Origin of the sequence: Pseudomonas sp. MM213 (assembly GCF_020423045.1) — a bacterium.
Lineage (GTDB): Bacteria > Pseudomonadota > Gammaproteobacteria > Pseudomonadales > Pseudomonadaceae > Aquipseudomonas > Aquipseudomonas migulae.
This window is the reverse complement of sequence record NZ_CP081943.1, coordinates 5374434-5390665: the sequence shown is the minus strand read 5'-3', so window position 1 is coordinate 5390665 and position 16232 is coordinate 5374434. Positions and strand designations below refer to the sequence as shown.

At 61.6% G+C, this 16232-nt stretch carries 14 protein-coding genes and 2 pseudogenes; 8 read left to right on the top strand and 8 right to left on the bottom strand.

Features of this window, described 5'->3' with window-relative positions:
- Positions 1–338: 338 nt before the first annotated feature.
- Both K5R88_RS31080 and K5R88_RS31075 read left to right on the top strand, forming a co-directional pair.
- Positions 339–1379 (top strand): annotated as a pseudogene (locus K5R88_RS31080) (cache domain-containing protein); the annotation flags it as partial.
- Between the two features lie 138 nt (positions 1380–1517).
- Positions 1518–2285, top strand: coding sequence for a methyl-accepting chemotaxis protein (locus K5R88_RS31075; protein ID WP_390959830.1), 768 nt, complete (start codon positions 1518–1520; stop codon positions 2283–2285).
- A gap of 104 nt (positions 2286–2389) precedes the next feature.
- Here the strand turns inward: K5R88_RS31075 and K5R88_RS24500 are convergent, their stop codons facing one another.
- Complete coding sequence (locus tag K5R88_RS24500) at positions 2390–3181, bottom strand: AraC family transcriptional regulator (RefSeq protein WP_226298522.1); 792 nt, start codon at positions 3179–3181, stop codon at positions 2390–2392.
- Between the two features lie 197 nt (positions 3182–3378).
- Positions 3379–4656 carry an acetyl-CoA C-acetyltransferase gene (locus K5R88_RS24495; protein ID WP_223435133.1) on the bottom strand — a complete coding sequence of 426 codons (1278 nt, stop codon included), beginning with the start codon at positions 4654–4656 and terminating at the stop codon, positions 3379–3381.
- Between the two features lie 261 nt (positions 4657–4917).
- On the opposite strand from K5R88_RS24495, the gene K5R88_RS24490 reads away from it, so the two are divergent.
- The 4 genes and pseudogenes from K5R88_RS24490 (at position 4918) to K5R88_RS24475 (ending at position 9410) form a co-directional block, all read left to right on the top strand.
- Complete coding sequence (locus K5R88_RS24490) at positions 4918–6270, top strand: 3-oxoacyl-ACP reductase (RefSeq protein ID WP_226298521.1); 1353 nt, start codon at positions 4918–4920, stop codon at positions 6268–6270.
- 2 nt (positions 6271–6272) lie between these two features.
- Entirely contained in the window at positions 6273–7127 is an 855-nt protein-coding gene (locus tag K5R88_RS24485) for a MaoC family dehydratase (RefSeq protein ID WP_226298520.1), read from the top strand.
- Between the two features lie 151 nt (positions 7128–7278).
- Positions 7279–7425: pseudogene (locus K5R88_RS24480) on the top strand (pilus assembly protein); the annotation flags it as partial.
- Complete coding sequence (locus K5R88_RS24475; RefSeq protein WP_226298518.1) at positions 7422–9410, top strand: sensor histidine kinase; 1989 nt, start codon at positions 7422–7424, stop codon at positions 9408–9410. The pseudogene K5R88_RS24480 and the gene K5R88_RS24475, both read left to right, overlap by 4 nt.
- A gap of 150 nt (positions 9411–9560) precedes the next feature.
- Here K5R88_RS24475 and K5R88_RS24470 read toward each other — a convergent pair whose 3' ends face one another.
- The 4 genes from K5R88_RS24470 to K5R88_RS24455 are packed head-to-tail and all read right to left on the bottom strand — an operon-like array spanning position 9561 to position 11851.
- Positions 9561–10118, bottom strand: a complete 558-nt coding sequence (locus tag K5R88_RS24470) for a DUF4136 domain-containing protein (RefSeq protein WP_008031292.1) — start codon at positions 10116–10118, stop codon at positions 9561–9563.
- A gap of 54 nt (positions 10119–10172) precedes the next feature.
- Positions 10173–10787 carry a DUF4136 domain-containing protein gene (locus K5R88_RS24465; RefSeq protein WP_008038742.1) on the bottom strand — a complete coding sequence of 205 codons (615 nt, stop codon included), beginning with the start codon at positions 10785–10787 and terminating at the stop codon, positions 10173–10175.
- Between the two features lie 12 nt (positions 10788–10799).
- On the bottom strand, positions 10800–11549 hold the full coding sequence (locus K5R88_RS24460) for a methyltransferase domain-containing protein (RefSeq protein ID WP_226298517.1): 750 nt from the start codon (positions 11547–11549) through the stop codon (positions 10800–10802).
- On the bottom strand, positions 11549–11851 hold the full coding sequence (locus K5R88_RS24455) for a MazG-like family protein (RefSeq protein ID WP_007951009.1): 303 nt from the start codon (positions 11849–11851) through the stop codon (positions 11549–11551). Before K5R88_RS24455 ends, K5R88_RS24460 begins: the two co-directional genes overlap by 1 nt.
- Before the next feature lie 270 nt (positions 11852–12121).
- On the opposite strand from K5R88_RS24455, the gene K5R88_RS24450 reads away from it, so the two are divergent.
- Complete coding sequence (locus tag K5R88_RS24450) at positions 12122–12415, top strand: hypothetical protein (RefSeq protein ID WP_008031285.1); 294 nt, start codon at positions 12122–12124, stop codon at positions 12413–12415.
- 165 nt (positions 12416–12580) lie between these two features.
- Positions 12581–13930 (top strand): MATE family efflux transporter, encoded by a 1350-nt coding sequence (locus tag K5R88_RS24445; protein ID WP_226298516.1) that lies wholly within the window; start codon positions 12581–12583, stop codon positions 13928–13930.
- Here K5R88_RS24445 and K5R88_RS24440 read toward each other — a convergent pair.
- Both K5R88_RS24440 and K5R88_RS24435 read right to left on the bottom strand, forming a co-directional pair.
- Positions 13924–14709: a DUF4123 domain-containing protein gene (locus K5R88_RS24440; protein WP_223480349.1), complete on the bottom strand. Its 786-nt coding sequence runs from the start codon at positions 14707–14709 to the stop codon at positions 13924–13926. The genes K5R88_RS24445 and K5R88_RS24440 overlap by 7 nt on opposite strands.
- Entirely contained in the window at positions 14706–16022 is a 1317-nt protein-coding gene (locus K5R88_RS24435) for a contractile injection system protein, VgrG/Pvc8 family (protein ID WP_226298515.1), read from the bottom strand. Before K5R88_RS24435 ends, K5R88_RS24440 begins: the two co-directional genes overlap by 4 nt.
- Positions 16023–16232: the final 210 nt, after the last annotated feature.

Below are 16232 nucleotides of genomic sequence, written 5' to 3'. Positions count from 1 at the left end.
CACACAATGTGCCGAAAAAACCCGGCAAACCCGCCGATGCTCATCGGCCGCCAAGGATCATAGCCGAGCCGGCAGCACTTGTTGGAGAAGGGATGCGAGGGGATTTGCGACAGAATCCGACATACCGGTCCCTACCGTTCGCAAGATTTTTTTCAACAGCCCTCAATTTCCTCCTTTAGCAGCCGAAGTCATCTGTAACAAAGTGAATTGTCCGACGATCGTTCCGACAGAAAACGATGGCGTGCCCAAGGGATCGGGTTCAACAAAACGTTTACGGCTGCCAATAAATCCGCGAGTCATCTGCACTGCGTGGGCCTACAAGAAAATCTGGAGCGCGGATGAACATCAAACAGAAGTTGACGTGGGCGTTTGCAATCATCGCCTGCCTGCCCGTGGTGCTGGTCGCCACCCTCGTTGTGTTGAACTTGCGCAGTGATGCCAAGGACGAGTTCGTCGACAACAGCGGTCGTGAAATCCGTCAGGTCAGCAATGCCATGCAACTGTTTTTCGACGGCATCAGCCAGAACGTCGAATACCTGGCCAAGCAACCGCTGATCACAAACTCCGACGACAGCCTCAAGACCTACATGAAGGCCGACGCCGCCAGCGTTCCCCAAGGCGAGGCGGACAAAAAAGTCTTCGGCTTCCTGCAGGACCTGGGCAACGCCCATCCGTCCTACGCCTACGCGATCCTCGGCACTGCGGCCGGTGGTTATGTGTCGTGGCCGGACGATGCCAAGCTGGCCAACTACGACCCGCGCCAGCGTCCGTGGTACAAGGCGGCCCAGGCCAAACCGGGCAAGCCGTTCCGTACCGAGGCCTATTACTGGGCCGAAAATGATACGTCCTACGTCAGCACCGTACGCACCATCGACAACAAGCTGGGCACCAACGGTGGCGTGGTCAGCATCGACGTGTCGCTCAAACAGCTCACCGAACTGGTCAAACAGATCAAGCTCGGCGAAACCGGCTACCTGATGCTGCTGGAAAACTCCGGCACCGTACTGGTCGATCCGAAACAACCGGAACACAACTTCAAGGCACTGGGCAGCCTCGGCGAGGGTTATGCGCAACTGGCCAAGGCCGGCAAAGGCCTGGTCGAAGTCGAGCTCAATGGCGAGCGCTACATGGCCAACGTCTGGCCTTCCGAGCAACTGGGCTGGACCTTCATCGGCCTGATCAAGCAGAGCGATGTGATGAGCACCGCGACCCAACTGACCTGGTTGATCGCAATCATCGCCGCCGTGCTGGCCGTGGTCTTCGCCGTCGTCGGCGCCAGTTTCGCCAGCGTCATCGTGCGTCCGATCCGCAGTGTGGCCGATGGCCTGGAAGGCATTGCCCAAGGTGAAGGCGACCTGACCAAGAACCTGCAAATCCGTGGCAGCGACGAAACCGCGCAACTGGCCAACTGGTTCAACCAGTTCCTGGCGGCGATTCGCAACCTGATTCAAAGCATCGGCGGCGCCGCGACCAAAATCCTCGCCACCTCCAAGAGCTCGACCCAGGTCTCCAGCGACATGGCCGAAGCCGCCGGACGCCAACGTGAAGCCGTGGACATGGTGTCGACCGCGTTCCACGAAATGGTCGCCACCGCCAACGAAGTCGCGCGCTCGTGCAGCCAGGCGGCCGAGTCGGCCGACAGTGGCCAGCGCCAGGCACGCGAAGGTCAGCAACAGATTGATGCCGCCGTGACCAGCGTTGATCGCCTGAGCCAGGAAATCGAACAGTCGGCGCAGTCGATGCAACAACTTGAGCGCGACAGCAACGACATTCAGTCGATTCTCGGGACTATCCGTTCAATCGCCGAACAGACCAACCTGCTGGCGTTGAACGCTGCCATCGAGGCCGCACGGGCCGGTGAACAAGGTCGCGGTTTTGCGGTGGTGGCGGACGAAGTGCGGGCCCTGGCCAAGCGCACCGCTGACTCCACGGCGGAAATCGACGGCCTGCTTGGCAACCTCGCCAAGCGCACCAGCCAGGTGACTCAGCAAATGCATGCGAGCCTGGAAGTGTCGCAGCAGTCGGTGACTCGCATCGGTGAGGCGCGCAGCAGCTTCGGGCAGATCCGTGAATCGGTGGACGTGATCCGCGACATGAACACCCAGATCGCCACGGCGGCTGAACAGCAGCATCAGGTGGCCGAAGACATCAATCGGCACATCAGCCAGATTCATGGCGATGCGCAGTTGGTGGCAGAACTGGCGAACTCGGCGCGGTTGGATTCGCAGAGCCTGGCCGGGTTGTCGAATGAGCTGGATGGGTTGGTTCGCCGTTTCCGTACCTGATCCAGAACCTCGGTGGCCGCTTCGCGGCCATTCGCGGGCAAGCCTCGCTCCTACAGGGTTTTGCGCTGTTTTTGTAGGAGCGAGGCTTGCCCGCGAAGAGGCCGTCACTGTCTGAACAACTCTCCAGGCGTAAACCCGAACAACCCTCTAAACGCCGCAATAAACGCCGACGTCGAGTCATACCCACACGCCAACGCCGCATTCGTCACGCTGTCCCCCGCCTCCAGCAAATTCAACGACGACAGCAGCCGCATCCGTTGCCGCCAGCCACGAAAACTCAACCCCGTTTCACGCTGGAACAAGCGCATCAGAGTCTTCTCCGACGAACCCAATCGTTGTGCCCATTCCTGCAGGGTCACGTTGTGTTCCGGGTTTTCGATCAATTCGTTGCACAAGCCCAGCAAGCGTTCATGGCGCGGCAGGGGCAGCGAGAAACCGACCTCCGGCAAATTCGCCAGTTGATCCAGCAGCACATTCACCAGCCGCGCCTCCGGGCTGTCGCCCTGTGGATATTCCACCGGCAGCGCACAAAAACTCTTGATCAGCTCCCGGGCCAGCGGCGTCACTTCCAGCACCCGGCAACGCCCGTCCGCCCATTGGCAATCCTCGCGACGCACGTAAAGGCTGCGCATTTCGGCGCGCATCGAGGTCACGACCTGATGTTCGAGATCCGCCGGAATCCAGATCCCCCACTGCGGCGGCGCAAAAAAACTGCCCTCGGCGGTGTGCACACCGAGGACCCCGCTGATGGCGTAGGAGAATTGCACCCAGTCGTGGCGGTGAGACGGCGTCCATGAACCGGCATTGAGGCTTTCGGCACGTGCGTACAACGGACGCGGCAACACGGTCAGGGCCGGGATGGTCCGTTCGAGGGATTGTTGTCCGTTAGTCGGCATTGACTGGCCTTGTGTCGCGAGGTTGCTGATTTAGGCGACGTTAGGCCATGTCACTCATCTATTCAATATCGGTGATCCCCTGTGGGAGCGAGCCTGCTCGCGATAGGGCCAGCACATTCAACATCTCTACTGCCTGATACACCGCTATCGCGGGCAAGCCCGCTCCCACAGGTTCCCGGTTTTATTCGGTTAAATCATCAACGTTCGATGATTGCGGTGACGCCCTGCCCGCCCGCCGCACAAATCGAGATCAGCCCCCGGCCCTTTCCGGCAGCGTCGAGCAGCTTGGCCAGATTGGCGACAATGCGCCCGCCCGTCGCTGCAAACGGATGCCCCGCCGCCAGTGAACTGCCTTTGACGTTGAGCCGGCTGCGGTCGATGGAGCCCAGTGGCGCGTCGAGGCCAAGGCGGGTTTTGCAGTACTCGGGGTCTTCCCAGGCCTTCAAGGTGCAGAGCACTTGTGCCGCGAAGGCTTCGTGGATTTCGTAGTAATCAAAGTCCTGCAAGGTCAGGCCATTGCGCGCCAGCAAACGCGGGACCGCGTACACCGGCGCCATCAACAGCCCTTCGGCACCGTTGACGAAATCCACCGCCGCCGCCTCGCCATCGCGCAAATACGCAAGGATCGGCAAGCCGCGTTCCTTCGCCCATTCTTCACTGCCCAGCAGCACCAGCGACGCGCCGTCAGTGAGCGGCGTCGAGTTACCGGCGGTCAGCGTGCCTTTGGCGCTTTTCTCGAACGCCGGTTTCAGCGACGCGAGTTTTTCCAGGGTCAGATCCGGGCGCAGGTTGTTGTCGCGGGTCAAGCCAAGGAACGGCGTCATCAGGTCGTTGTGCCAGCCTTCGGTGTAGGAGGCCGCCATTTTCTGATGACTTTCCAGCGCCAGTTGATCCTGCTCGGCGCGCGCAATGTTCCAGGTCTGCGCCATCAGTTCGCAGTGTTCGCCCATCGACAGGCCGGTACGGGGTTCGCCGTTGCGCGGAAATTCAGGGACGAGATGCCCCGGTCGAAGCTGCAAAAAGGTTTTCAGTTTGTCGGCAGTGGTCTTGGCGCGGTTGGCTTGCAGGAGAATTTTGCGCAAACCTTCGTTGATGCCGATGGGCGCGTCGGACGTGGTGTCGACGCCGCCGGCAATGCCGCACTCGATCTGGCCCAGGGCGATTTTATTCGCCACCAGCAACGCCGCTTCCAGCCCGGTGCCGCACGCTTGCTGGATGTCATAGGCCGGCGTGGTCGGCGACAGCCGTGAGCCGAGTACGCATTCGCGGGTCAGGTTGAAGTCCCGGGAATGCTTGAGCACCGCGCCCGCCGCCACTTCGCCCATGCGCAGGCCGTGCAGGTTGAAACGTTCGATCAGGCCTTCGAGTGCGGCGGTGAGCATCGCCTGGTTACTCGCGGTGGCGTACGGCCCGTTGGAGCGTGCGAAGGGAATCCGGTTACCGCCGATGATCGCGACGCGGCGCAGCTGAGTCATGAAAAAGCTCCTGATGAAAATCCAAATGCGCGCCACCCCTGTAGGAGCGAAGCTTGCTCGCGAAGGCGTTGGGTCAGTCGGCACCCATGTAGCTGATATACCGCCTTCGCGAGCAAGCTTCGCTCCTACAAGGATCGCACTATAAAAATCCCGGGATAAAACCAATCTGCAATGTCCAAGCGTAGGCCTTATCTCGTGGATCGAACGACTGATTGCCATTCATGGTCCACACTTTGAACCCCAGCTGCTGGAGCGCGTTCCATGTCTGACCGCTATATCGACTTCGCCAATTCATCCATCGGCCATCGTCTGGTCGGGGCCTTGGGGCTGCCGTCGCCGGTTCGGCTGGAACGCTGGCAGGCGGGCCGGCTACGGCCTGTCGAGGGGGCGCTGCTGATCGGCGGCGGGCCGCTGGCGGAAAAAGTCAGCGCCTTCGCCAACCGCCTGACCGATGCGATTTACAGCTACGGCAGCGAACCTTCGATCGCCACCGCGTGGATTCCCGGCCACGGCCCGAAACTCAAGGCGGTGGTGTTCGACGCCAGTCATCTGGTGCAAACCGATCAACTCAAGCAACTGCGCGAGTTCTTTCAGCCGCTGATGAAAAACCTCGATCACTGTGCGCACCTGGTCATTCTCGGGCGCACGCCGCAGACGTTGAGCGATCCGTTTGCCGCCAGCGCCCAGCGCGCCCTGGAAGGCTTCAGTCGTTCGCTGGCCAAGGAACTGCGCAGTGGCGGCACCTTGCAACTGATCCACGTCGGCGAAGGCGCCGAGGATCAACTGGAAGGCCCGCTGCGGTTTTTCCTTTCGCCCAAAAGTGCGTTCGTCTCCGGGCAAGTGATTCGCCTGAACCCCTGCGCCACGCCCGTGACGGACTGGACGCGCCCGTTGTCGGGGCGCAAGGCGCTGGTCACCGGCGCGGCGCGGGGCATCGGTGCATCGATTGCCGAAACCCTGGCCCGTGACGGCGCCGACGTGATCCTGCTCGACGTGCCACCGGCGAAAACCGATCTCGACGCCCTCGCCGCACGCCTCGGCGGACGCAGCATCACCCTGGACATCTGCGCCGAAGACGCCGCCACGCAGTTGATCGAGCAGTTGCCTGACGGCGTCGATATCGTGGTGCACAACGCCGGCATCACCCGCGATAAAACCCTGGCCAACATGACCCCGGAATTCTGGGACGCGGTGCTCGCGGTCAATCTCAATGCACCACAAGTGCTGACCAAGGCTCTGCTCGACAGCGGCACCTTGCACGATAACGGCCGGGTGATTCTGCTGGCGTCCATCAGCGGCATCGCCGGCAATCGCGGGCAAACCAATTACGCGGCGAGCAAGGCGGGTTTGATCGGTCTGGCCCAAGCCTGGGCGCCGTTGCTCAATGAGCGGGGCATCAGCATCAACGCGGTGGCACCGGGATTCATCGAAACACAGATGACCGCGCACATTCCCTTTGGCTTGCGTGAGGCCGGCCGGCGCATGAGTTCGCTGGGCCAGGGCGGCCTGCCGCAGGACGTCGCCGAAGCGGTGGCCTGGCTGGCGCAACCTGGCACCGGCGCGTTCACCGGGCAAGCGCTGCGGGTCTGTGGACAAAGTGTCTTGGGGGCTTAGCGATGATCACCGATTGGCACACACTCAACCGCGAACCGAGCCTGCCAGGGTTGTATGTGCAGGCCGCTACGCGTCGCAAGATCACCGGCACCACGCTGCCCGATGCGGGTTTGCGTTGCTGGGTCGATGTTGACCCGAAACGCCTGGCGGCCTATCGCAACGTCTGCGGGTTTGCCGACAACGGTTTGTTGCCGCCGACTTATCCACACATCCTGGCGTTCGCGCTGCAGATGCAACTGCTGACCGCCAGGGATTTTCCGTTTCCGCTGCTGGGACTGATTCACCTGAGCAACCGCATTCGCGTCTTGCGGCCCATGGGCGGCGTGAACCGCGCGCGCATCAGCGTGCAGGTGCAGAATCTGCAACCCCATGCGAAGGGGGCGACGTTCGAGCTGCTGACAACGCTCGATGATCAGTTGGGGCCGTTGTGGGAGGCTGAAAGCCGGATGCTCTGTCGCGGGGTCAAACTCGAAGGCGAACCGGTCGAGGAAGTGCTGGCCCCGACGTTGCCGTTGAGCGAAGTCACCCGCTGGAAAGCGCCGGCGGACATCGGTCGGCAATACGCCAAAGTGTCCGGCGACTACAACCCGATTCACCTGAGTGCGGTGAGCGCCAAACTGTTCGGCTTCCCGACGGCCATTGCCCATGGGTTATGGAACAAGGCGCGAACGCTGGCTGCGCTTGCCGATCATTTGCCCACGGCGAACGTCGAGATTGCCGTGCAGTTTCGCAAACCGGTGCGTCTGCCCGGCGAGGTGACACTGCTCGCCAGTGCGGCGGGGTCCAGTGGAGATTTTCAGTTGCTGGGTGCCGGGGATCTGGAGCACATGGCCGGGCATTGGCGACCGGTTGCCTGATCGTTCGCATCAACCAAATCAGCAGGACAAAGCTCTGCATCCGGCAAAAAACGAACGTTTTGGCTGAATGATTCTATGCTGACATTACATAGTGATAGTCAGGGTAGACGCACTCATGCAAACAAACCTCTCTCGCAAGCAAAACAGTGCCGTGGCCACCACGGAGCCGAGCCGGCAATTGGACTGGATTCCCGCCGAGCTGAATTTCAATGTCGTCAGCGCCACTTATGTGAGCGGGATGTTGAAGTTCCCTGATTTGCCGGCGACCCTTGCCGCCCGTTCGAGCCTGCAACTTTGAGTTCCGGGGACAAGCTGTTCGGGCGTCTGCTCAACCGCCATCCACCGCCGCCACCGGAAGTCCCCAGCGCCCTGAGCGTGCCCGGTGTCGGTTTACAGATGCGCCTGGACGCCGAAGGCCGGGTCATTCATCTGGCTGGCCCGCTGCGCCATGGCCTGGCCCAGCAGCACCCCGCCGCGCAGGCGCCGCTTCTACACGATTACCTCATGCCGCACAGCAGCCTCGCCGTCCAAGGCACACCGGCCGACTGGCAAGGACAAAGTCTGGACCTGGACTTTTTCAGCCTCAGCGGGCAACCCCTGCACCTGCGCGGCTGGGTGCAGCCGTTGGCCGATGCCTGGCTGCTGCAGTTACTGGACATCGGCGATTTGTTGTACGAACGCCGGCAAGCGCGCAGCCGCGAACTCTGCCAGTTGCTCGCGACACAGATCGGCGACCAGTTGCGCCTGTGCAGCCTGGCGCGCCTGCCCGACGTACTGTTGGAACAACTGCAACATCTGGCGCGGCGTTTTCAAATCCCGTGCATGGCCGTGGCGTTGCTGGATGAACAGGAAGACGGCTGGCAGATCCATCAACATTACGCGGCCTTTGATGCGCCCCGGCTGTGGCAAAACGGTCAACGCCTGGGCACCGGGCTCGACAGTTTGAACGGCTCCGCCCCGCAGCATTTGACCCTCGGCGAGCACCCGCGCCTGCACAGCCTCTTCGGTAATGCCGAAGGGCTTGCGGTGCCTTACCACGATGCGCAAGGCGTGGTCGCGTGGTTGCTCTGTGGTTTTTACCCGGTGCAACAACGTGCACCCGACGTCGGAGAGCGCGACTGGCTGCAGCTCGCCGCCGCGCTCGCCGGGCCATTGCTGGAGCGTTTGCGTGAGCATCAGCACCATCTGCAACTGGAGCGACTGGAATCGCTTCAAGCTTTGCTCGGCAGCGGATGGTGGGAAATTTTCAGCGACAGCGCCGAGGTGCAATTGGCGTCGTCGCTGGCCAACACACTGAACCTGATCAGCACACGCATGCCGCTGCACGCCTGGCTCGAGCAAGTCCACCCTGCCGACCGCAAAGCGCTGCGCAGTCGCCTGCAAGACTTGCAGGACGACGGCACACCTTTATTGCTCTGCGTGCGCCTGCATCACCCCGACACGCCGACCTGGTATCGCCTGCAAGGCCAAGCCATGGGCGTCGGCAAAGATCGGCGGCTGGTGGGTTTCATGCTCGACATCAGCGACATCAAAAACCAGCAGCAGGACGCCGCGACGGCACAGAGCGCGAAAATGGCCACCCTTGGCGAAATGGCCACGGGCCTGGCGCATGAAATCAGCCAGCCGCTGAACGTGATGCGTCTGGCCATCGTCAACGTGCTCAAGCGCCTGGACAGCGGTGAAGTGCAGGTCGACTTCCTGATCGACAAACTCAACCGCATCGATGCCCAGGTCCAGCGTGCGGCGCGGGTGGTGGATCACATGCGGGTGTTCGGCCGCCGCTCGGAGGCCGAGCAGCATCCTTTCAATCCGGTTGACGCCATCGCGGGCACGCTGTCGCTGCTGGCCGAGGAGTTGCGAGGCAAAGGCGTCGAGCTCAGGGTCAGCGAGACCGGTTTCCAGGTTCAGGTGCGTGGCAATGTCGATCAGCTGGAACAGGTGCTGATTAACCTGATGGTCAACGCGCGGGATGCATTGCTGAGCAAATGCGAAACGGATGGGGATTTCAAGCCGTGGATTTCGCTGCACACCGAACGTGACGAACATTCAGTGCGACTGTGGGTCGAGGACAACGGTGGCGGTATCGATCCGCAGTTGCTGGAGCGGATTTTCGAACCGTTTTTCACCACTAAACCGGTGGGTGTGGGTACGGGGCTGGGGTTGTCGGTGAGCGTTGGCATCGTCGAGAACATGGGTGGAACACTGCGTGCGAGCAACTCGGCCGAGGGTGCTCGGTTCTGTGTCGAGTTGCCGATAGCAGTGGACGATCAAGTCACCCGATAGGCTTTGCCTTTCTGGCTGCCAACCGCCAGCCCAGACAATAAAAACCCCTGTAGGAGCGAGGCTTGCCCGCGAATGAGGCGACTCGGTCTAACTGAATGACCGAAGCGACTCCTTCGCGGGCAAGCCTCGCTCCTACAGGGGATGTGGTGTTTATTTGGGTGGGTAATTGGCGAGTATCCGCCCGACCGTCTCACGTATCGCTGTGCTGCGGTCCGACGGGTTCGGCGTGCGGCTGAGGATTTGTTCGTCACTGCCGCGCCACACCAGTTTGCCGTCCTTGCCGTCGAGCAGGTCGATCTGGATGATCGCCACTTTGTAGCTGATGTTGCGGGTTTCGTTGTACATCGGCCCGCCCCAGTAGCCATTCCACGGGTTACCCCAAGCGCCGCCGTAGTTGGTGGTCACTTGTTGCTGACGGTCTTCGACGATCAGGTAGGTTTGCACACTCACATCACCCTTTTTGCCCGCAGCGGCAGGACGAAGGCCACGCTGGTCCAGCTGATCGGCCACCGATTGGCGGATGCGCTGTTCGGTCAGGTCGCTCTTGATCCGTGGGTCATCGGGGCGATATTGCAGGGCGGGGTCTTTCCAGCTCCAGCTGCGATAGGCGGCAAAATCGCGGCTGGCGTCGAAGTCATGATTGACCTGGTTGGCGGCGCAGGCTGTCAGGAGCGCGGCCACTGCCAGTAAAACGAGACGGCGGAACATGATGATTCTCCGATTGAAGACATGAACCTGTGAAACGCTTCTTTTTTGCAGAAGCTAACTAGGAGGATACGCCGACATGGCCTTTTCCACAGCCTCCCGAATGGCATCGGCGCGTGCACTCTGACTGCCCTTGTTGCTGGTTTCGGCGCTCGAACTCCAGACGGGTTGACCGCTTTGAGCATCGAACATGTCCACCTGCACCACCACGACCTGTTCCGAATAGGTGCGAACGATCGGCACCGTGTTGTACATGCCATAACCGCTGCCGTAGCGGTTGTAGCCGCCATACCCGCCGCCGTAGTAACCGTAGTCGTCCTGAACCTGCCGCAAGCGGGTTTCCAGATGCAGATTGGCGCTGACGAACAGGTCCGCCGGACGATTGTCGTGCAGTGGGCGCAAGCCGCGCTGATCGAGGGCGTTGCTCACGGCTTCGGCGACTTGCGCCGAGTCCGCCCACGCCGAACCCGGCGGCAGTTGCCCATTGAGCCAGGCCCAACTGCGGTAGCGGCCATAGTCACGCGGCGGGGCCGGATAGGCGCTGCGGTCGAACGTGTTGGCGGCCTCGGGCGGTGCCGGCGGTAAAGGGTTGGATGTCGCCACATAAGGGTTGCTGCCCTGGCAGGCAGCCAATCCCAGACAGATCACCAATAACCCGGTACGACGTTTCATTTCGCGCTCCGATCAGACCGGCCGACAGATCCAGTGCAGGTAGCGCCCAAGCCCGGCAAAACTTGGGTGACGCCGGTGGGCCAGTTCCATTTCGAGCAAGTCCACCAGTTCGGCGCGAGCCTGAAATTCCACTGGCATGTAGTCGTGAAAAACACGAACCCCGCTCTGGGTTTCGACCTGCCACAAACCTTCAAGTTGCATCGCCAATTCACGCGGATCAAGGGGCTGTTGCGGCGTCAGGCTTTGCTTTTCGCCGGCCATGTCGTTCTTGCGCATTTTGCGGAAGTGGCCCTTGAGCAGGTTGCGGTAGATCAGTGCATCGCGGTTGTAAAACGCCAGGGACAACCAGCCGTCCTGCTTCGTCAACTGATGCAGCACCGGCAGAATCGCGTGAGGTTCGGCCAGCCATTCCAGTACCGCATGGCACAGCACCAGGTCGTAGGGTTCGGTGAGCTGACCGAGCAGGTCCTGCCACGGCGCCTGAATAAAAGTGGCCGTCTGGCCTGCATCGGCAAAGCGCTGGCGCGCCCCTTCAAGCATGGGTTCGGCAGGTTCGGCCAGTGTCACGTCATGCCCGCGCTGGGCCAGCCACAACGACATGTGGCCCAGGCCGGCGCCGATGTCGAGTACGCGCAAGGGGCGGTCCGGCAGGGTTTCCGCCAGGTCGGCCTGTAGCACCGCCAGACGGATCGCACCTTTGGCACCGCCGTAAATCTTTTCGGCGAAGCGGGTCGCCAGTTGATCGAAATGACGGTCGCTCATCAGCTGAACCTCCGTTCACTGTCCGCGAGTTTGCTGCGCACCACTTCATTCATGTCCAACCCCAACTCGCTGCACAGCAGCAGTAGATAGAGCACGATGTCGCCGACTTCCTGCCCGGCATGGGCGAGTTTGTCCGCCGGCAACTGGCGCGACTGGTCTTCGGTCAGCCACTGGAAGATCTCCACCAGCTCGGACATTTCCACGCTCGCGGCCATGGCCAGGTTTTTCGGGCTGTGAAATTGCCGCCAGTCATTGCGGTCACGGATGGCGTGCAGGCGTTCGGTCAGTTCAACAAGGTTCATCGGGCTCTCCTGAAGGCGTATAGCTTCGGGGGGATGGCCGGGGATGGCAAGTGGCGTTAGCTCCTGTAGGAGCTGAGCTTGCTCGCGATGGCGGTGTAAATGGCGGCATTTATGTTGGATGTTCCACCGCTTTCGCGAGCAAGCTCTGCTCCTACAAGTGCATCAACGAAGCAGAATCTTGCGTCATACTCATACGATTGCCGTATCGGGGAACTCGGCGCTGCGATGACTGGCCCAAGGCTCAACCACTTACATCAGGACGTTAACGACATGCAGGTAGACAGTTTTTTCGAATGGCTCGGCCAGGCGCTCGGCTCGGTCATCCGTTTTATCGTTGACGCCCTCAGCGGCCTGTTCAATCAGTTGAGCAACGCCGGTAGCAACTTCGTCGAAGGGTTGTCCAGCGCGCTGGGCATGGACACGTCGATCATCAGCATCATCGCGCTGATCCTGGGGCTGATGCTGTTGTGGTCGGCGATCCGGGCGTTCATGAATGCGTCGATCATCATGGGGATCATCTGGTTGCTGCTGGGGTTGTGGTTGCTTAGCTGGATAATCCACTGACACCACCAATCTCCTGTAGGAGTGAGACCGGCTTGCCGGCGATGGTGTGTCAGCTACGCAGGTGTCGGCTGACACACCATCGCCGGCAAGCCGGTCTCGCTCCCACAATGGATCGGCGCAGATGCCGGATGTATCGCTACAATGCCCGCTCCCCAAGGAGCCTGCATGTCCAACCTGATTGCCGACTGGCGCGACCGCCCGACCCATCGCCGGGTCTGGGCGCTCGCCGCGCCCATGATTCTTTCGAACATTTCCGTGCCGCTGGTGGCGCTGGTCGACAGTACGGTGATCGGTCACTTGCCCCACGCCCATCAGTTGGGCGCAGTCGCGGTCGGGGCCAGTCTGTACACGTTTCTCGCCTGGGCCATGGGCTTTCTGCGCATGGGCTCCACCGGGTTTGCCGCCCAGGCCGCCGGACGCGGGGATGGCGCGGCGTTGCGGCAGATCCTGTTGCAAGGCCTGTTGCTGGCCATGGGACTGGCCATTGCCTTGGGTGCGCTGGGCATTCCGTTGAGCGGTGTCGCGCTGCACTTCATGCAACCTTCGGCGGAACTGGATCAACTGACCCGCGAATTCTTCCACACGCGATTGTTCGGTCTGCCTGCGGCGCTGGCCAGTTACGCGTTGGTCGGCTGGTTCCTCGGCACGCAAAACGCCCGGGCGCCGCTGGCGATTTTACTGAGCACCAACCTGGTCAACATTGCGCTGAACCTGTGGTTCGTCCTCGGCCTGGAATGGGGCGTGGTCGGTGCGGCCCGGGCCTCGGTGATCGCCGAATGGACCGGCGCGCTGATCGGCCTGCTGATGACCCGCAAGGCACTGCGCGCCTACCCCGGTCACATCGCCTGGGCCGCATTGGCGCTGTGGCAGAGTTGGCGACCGCTCCTGGCCGTGAACCGCGACATCTTCATCCGCAGCCTGTTGCTGCAATCGGTGTTTTTCCTCATCACCGTACAAGGTGCGCGGCTGGGTGACGCCACGGTCGCCGCCAACGCTTTGCTGCTCAATGGTTTGCTGCTGACGGCCCACGCGCTCGACGGGTTGGCCCATGCCGTGGAAGCGCTGTGCGGGCACGCGATTGGCGCCCGCGACCGGGACGCCCTGCGTCGTTCATTGGTCGTCGCTTGCGGATGGTCGCTGTTGGCGAGCCTGGGGTTTGCGGTGTTGTTCCTGTTTGCCGGGCACTTGTTCATCGAGATGCAGACCGACATTCAGAACGTACGCGACACGGCGTTCATCTACCTGCCCTACCTCGCCGCGCTGCCGTTGATCGCGGTCTGGAGCTATTTGCTCGACGGGCTGTTTATAGGCGCAACCCGCGCCCGGGAAATGCGCAACGGCATGCTGTTGACCGTGATCCTGCTGCTGCCGTTCGCCTGGGCGCTGCAAGGTTTGGGTAACCACGGGCTGTGGATAACTTTCCTGTTGTTCATGGTGTTGCGCAGCGTGACCCTCGGCGCAATCGCCTGGGTGCTGCGCAACAACGATGGCTGGTTCGCGGGCCGGGCTCATTGAGGCTGATTGTTCTGCCAGCATTTGCGCAGGCTATCGAGACGCTCCTGCTGCGTAAGCCCCGACAACGGCTGCACCAGCGAAGCTCGGGGGTTCTGCAGGCGCAGCCATAACCAGCCATCGAGTACCGGCCGCTCACTGAAACCCAGCGCCAGCCCTTCCTGCACATGGGACCACAGGCTGCTGAAATCGGCCCCGATGGATTGGCTCCAGTGCCAGGCATGCTGCTCCAGCAGGCAGGTTTGCAGGGTTTCGCGCTGTCGAGGGCTGAGGCTTTCTTCGACCGCCAGCGGGCTGACGGCGAGCCCCGGGTTGAGCAACTGCTGCCAGCCCTCGCTGCCGATCGCGCGATCGGCCCAGGACCCGCCGAACCAGTGCAACTGGCTGATCGGGCCCAGCCAGCGACTCAATTCCCGGGCATCACAGGCATCGAAAAAGTAACTGGCCGTGTTCGGGTTGTAATAACTCAACAAGGCTCGATGGTGCAGCCCGCAAGAGACGATGAGCATGCGGCGCAAATGCTCCAGCAACTGTGAGGACGACACCTCGCTGACGATCAGCAAGCCACGCCAGACCTGCGTTTGGCTGTAGCACAACTCGGCCAGTGCCGGGCACGTTCGAAGGTCAATGAGTACCGGGCCGTCTTCGCGCAGCGCCTGCAATTCGGTGCCCTCGAACAACCAGAACCACTGGGCCTGCGCGAACACCTGATGCAGTGCTGCGCTCGCTTGGGCTGCACTCGGGACATCCAGCAACAGCCATTGCGGGGTTGCGCCAATCATGCCGCACCGCTCTGGCCAAACAGCGTCGCCGCCCGACAGGTGCAAAGCGCCTGCGGGCAGTGACTGAAGCTGCCGCCGCCGGGCAACAGGCACAACAACACCAAGGGCTCGCCCGAGCGCAGGAGTTCCAGCAAGCCGTCATGGGGTGATCCGTCCTCAGGCGGGCTGGGCTCCTCAACCTCTTCGACCGACGACGGCGCGTGAAGAAACCCGCATATCAACGGCTGATCCGGATCGCCCTCGATAAAGCTCACCACCACCTCGGTCCCTTCGCTCAGTGGCGAGGCGGTCGGCCCTTCCAGCTCAGCCGCCAACGGCAGCCAACAATGACTGGGCGTCGCGCCTTCGCCCTGATAGAGCCAGTCAAACTGCACAGCAATCGGTCTGGAAGGATCGGGCCGTGGCTCATCCACGTCGACCACCCAGGCTCGTTGCAGGCTGTGCATCCGTGGTTTCACCGCGCAATGCGGCGAGACGAAAGGCAACTCCCAGTGAATCGCACGGATCTGGTTGCTGTACGGGACCAATGGATCCTGACTGCCCTGATGGTCGACATGGGTCAGCAACCACAGATGATTCCAATCGGCGACCGGATGGCCAGACAAGGGCATCAACTGACCGCTGCGCAGCGTCGGCAGGTCCGTGCAACCTTCGGCACTTTGCGCGGTGCGTTGCTCTGCCTGAAGCTGAAACCGGCGCACCGCAGGAGAAGCTTGCCCGACCGCGAACACCGCGGTTTCGCCGAGACGAAAATGCCCGTGGCCGTCACCGAACACCACGCAATGCCCATCGCTCTGATGCTCGAAATGGTAGTGAAGACGTTCCTGGGCACACAGGCGCTGGAGAAACTGCAGATCCGATTCCCGATACTGCGTGCAGAAATCACGGGGCGGGTAATCGCCAGTCAATTCGAAGCGTCGGTCCCTGCCGGTAATGCCGTGTTCCTTGAGCACCTGGCTGAGGATCTCGGGCACCGACAACGTACTGAAAATCCGCTGGCTGAAACGCTGGGACAGGCACGTCAGCTTCGGCCCCAGACGCACGTGGCAAAGCCTGACGCTCGGACCATGGTCACGCTGGACCAGTTCATGCAGTTGGCCATGGAAAGCGCTGCCCTCTGGCCCGAAATGCAAAACGGCCGGGCGGTACAGCAGGCTAGCGAGGTCCAGCTTCGGGTCATTGATCAGCAGATCCACATCGAACACAAAGGGCTCGCTGATCGCTTCTCTACCGGTAAAGGCCAGGACTTCGAAAGGGTCGGGCAGACCGGCTACATCCAGACGAAATGAAGGTTCGTTGACTGGATCGAACATCGGCGATTCTCTACAGGAGGGGCGGCCGGGGATTCTCGCCGAGAGACATGGCCGAGTAGAGTGCCGAAGTACAACTTAGGAAATGGCCTACGCGAAAAGAAGACCATATGGCTTTGATAGCCGGGAGTGTGGGACGTTTCGCTTGAAAACAGAGAACCGCCGCACCAGGTCATCTGAAATTTCCGCAGCGCGCGGAACATTTTCAGACAA

Excerpts from the sequence above, each read along its gene's own strand:
- K5R88_RS31075 (WP_390959830.1), top strand. The coding sequence starts at position 1,518 with ATGGCCGAAGCCGCCGGACGCCAACGTGAAGCCGTGGACATGGTGTCG.
- K5R88_RS24500 (WP_226298522.1), bottom strand. The coding sequence starts at position 3,181 with ATGCCGACTAACGGACAACAATCCCTCGAACGGACCATCCCGGCCCTG.
- K5R88_RS24495 (WP_223435133.1), bottom strand. The coding sequence starts at position 4,656 with ATGACTCAGCTGCGCCGCGTCGCGATCATCGGCGGTAACCGGATTCCC.
- K5R88_RS24490 (WP_226298521.1), top strand. The coding sequence starts at position 4,918 with ATGTCTGACCGCTATATCGACTTCGCCAATTCATCCATCGGCCATCGT.
- K5R88_RS24485 (WP_226298520.1), top strand. The coding sequence starts at position 6,273 with ATGATCACCGATTGGCACACACTCAACCGCGAACCGAGCCTGCCAGGG.
- K5R88_RS24470 (WP_008031292.1), bottom strand. The coding sequence starts at position 10,118 with ATGTTCCGCCGTCTCGTTTTACTGGCAGTGGCCGCGCTCCTGACAGCC.
- K5R88_RS24465 (WP_008038742.1), bottom strand. The coding sequence starts at position 10,787 with ATGAAACGTCGTACCGGGTTATTGGTGATCTGTCTGGGATTGGCTGCC.
- K5R88_RS24460 (WP_226298517.1), bottom strand. The coding sequence starts at position 11,549 with ATGAGCGACCGTCATTTCGATCAACTGGCGACCCGCTTCGCCGAAAAG.
- K5R88_RS24455 (WP_007951009.1), bottom strand. The coding sequence starts at position 11,851 with ATGAACCTTGTTGAACTGACCGAACGCCTGCACGCCATCCGTGACCGC.
- K5R88_RS24450 (WP_008031285.1), top strand. The coding sequence starts at position 12,122 with ATGCAGGTAGACAGTTTTTTCGAATGGCTCGGCCAGGCGCTCGGCTCG.
- K5R88_RS24445 (WP_226298516.1), top strand. The coding sequence starts at position 12,581 with ATGTCCAACCTGATTGCCGACTGGCGCGACCGCCCGACCCATCGCCGG.
- K5R88_RS24440 (WP_223480349.1), bottom strand. The coding sequence starts at position 14,709 with ATGATTGGCGCAACCCCGCAATGGCTGTTGCTGGATGTCCCGAGTGCA.
- K5R88_RS24435 (WP_226298515.1), bottom strand. The coding sequence starts at position 16,022 with ATGTTCGATCCAGTCAACGAACCTTCATTTCGTCTGGATGTAGCCGGT.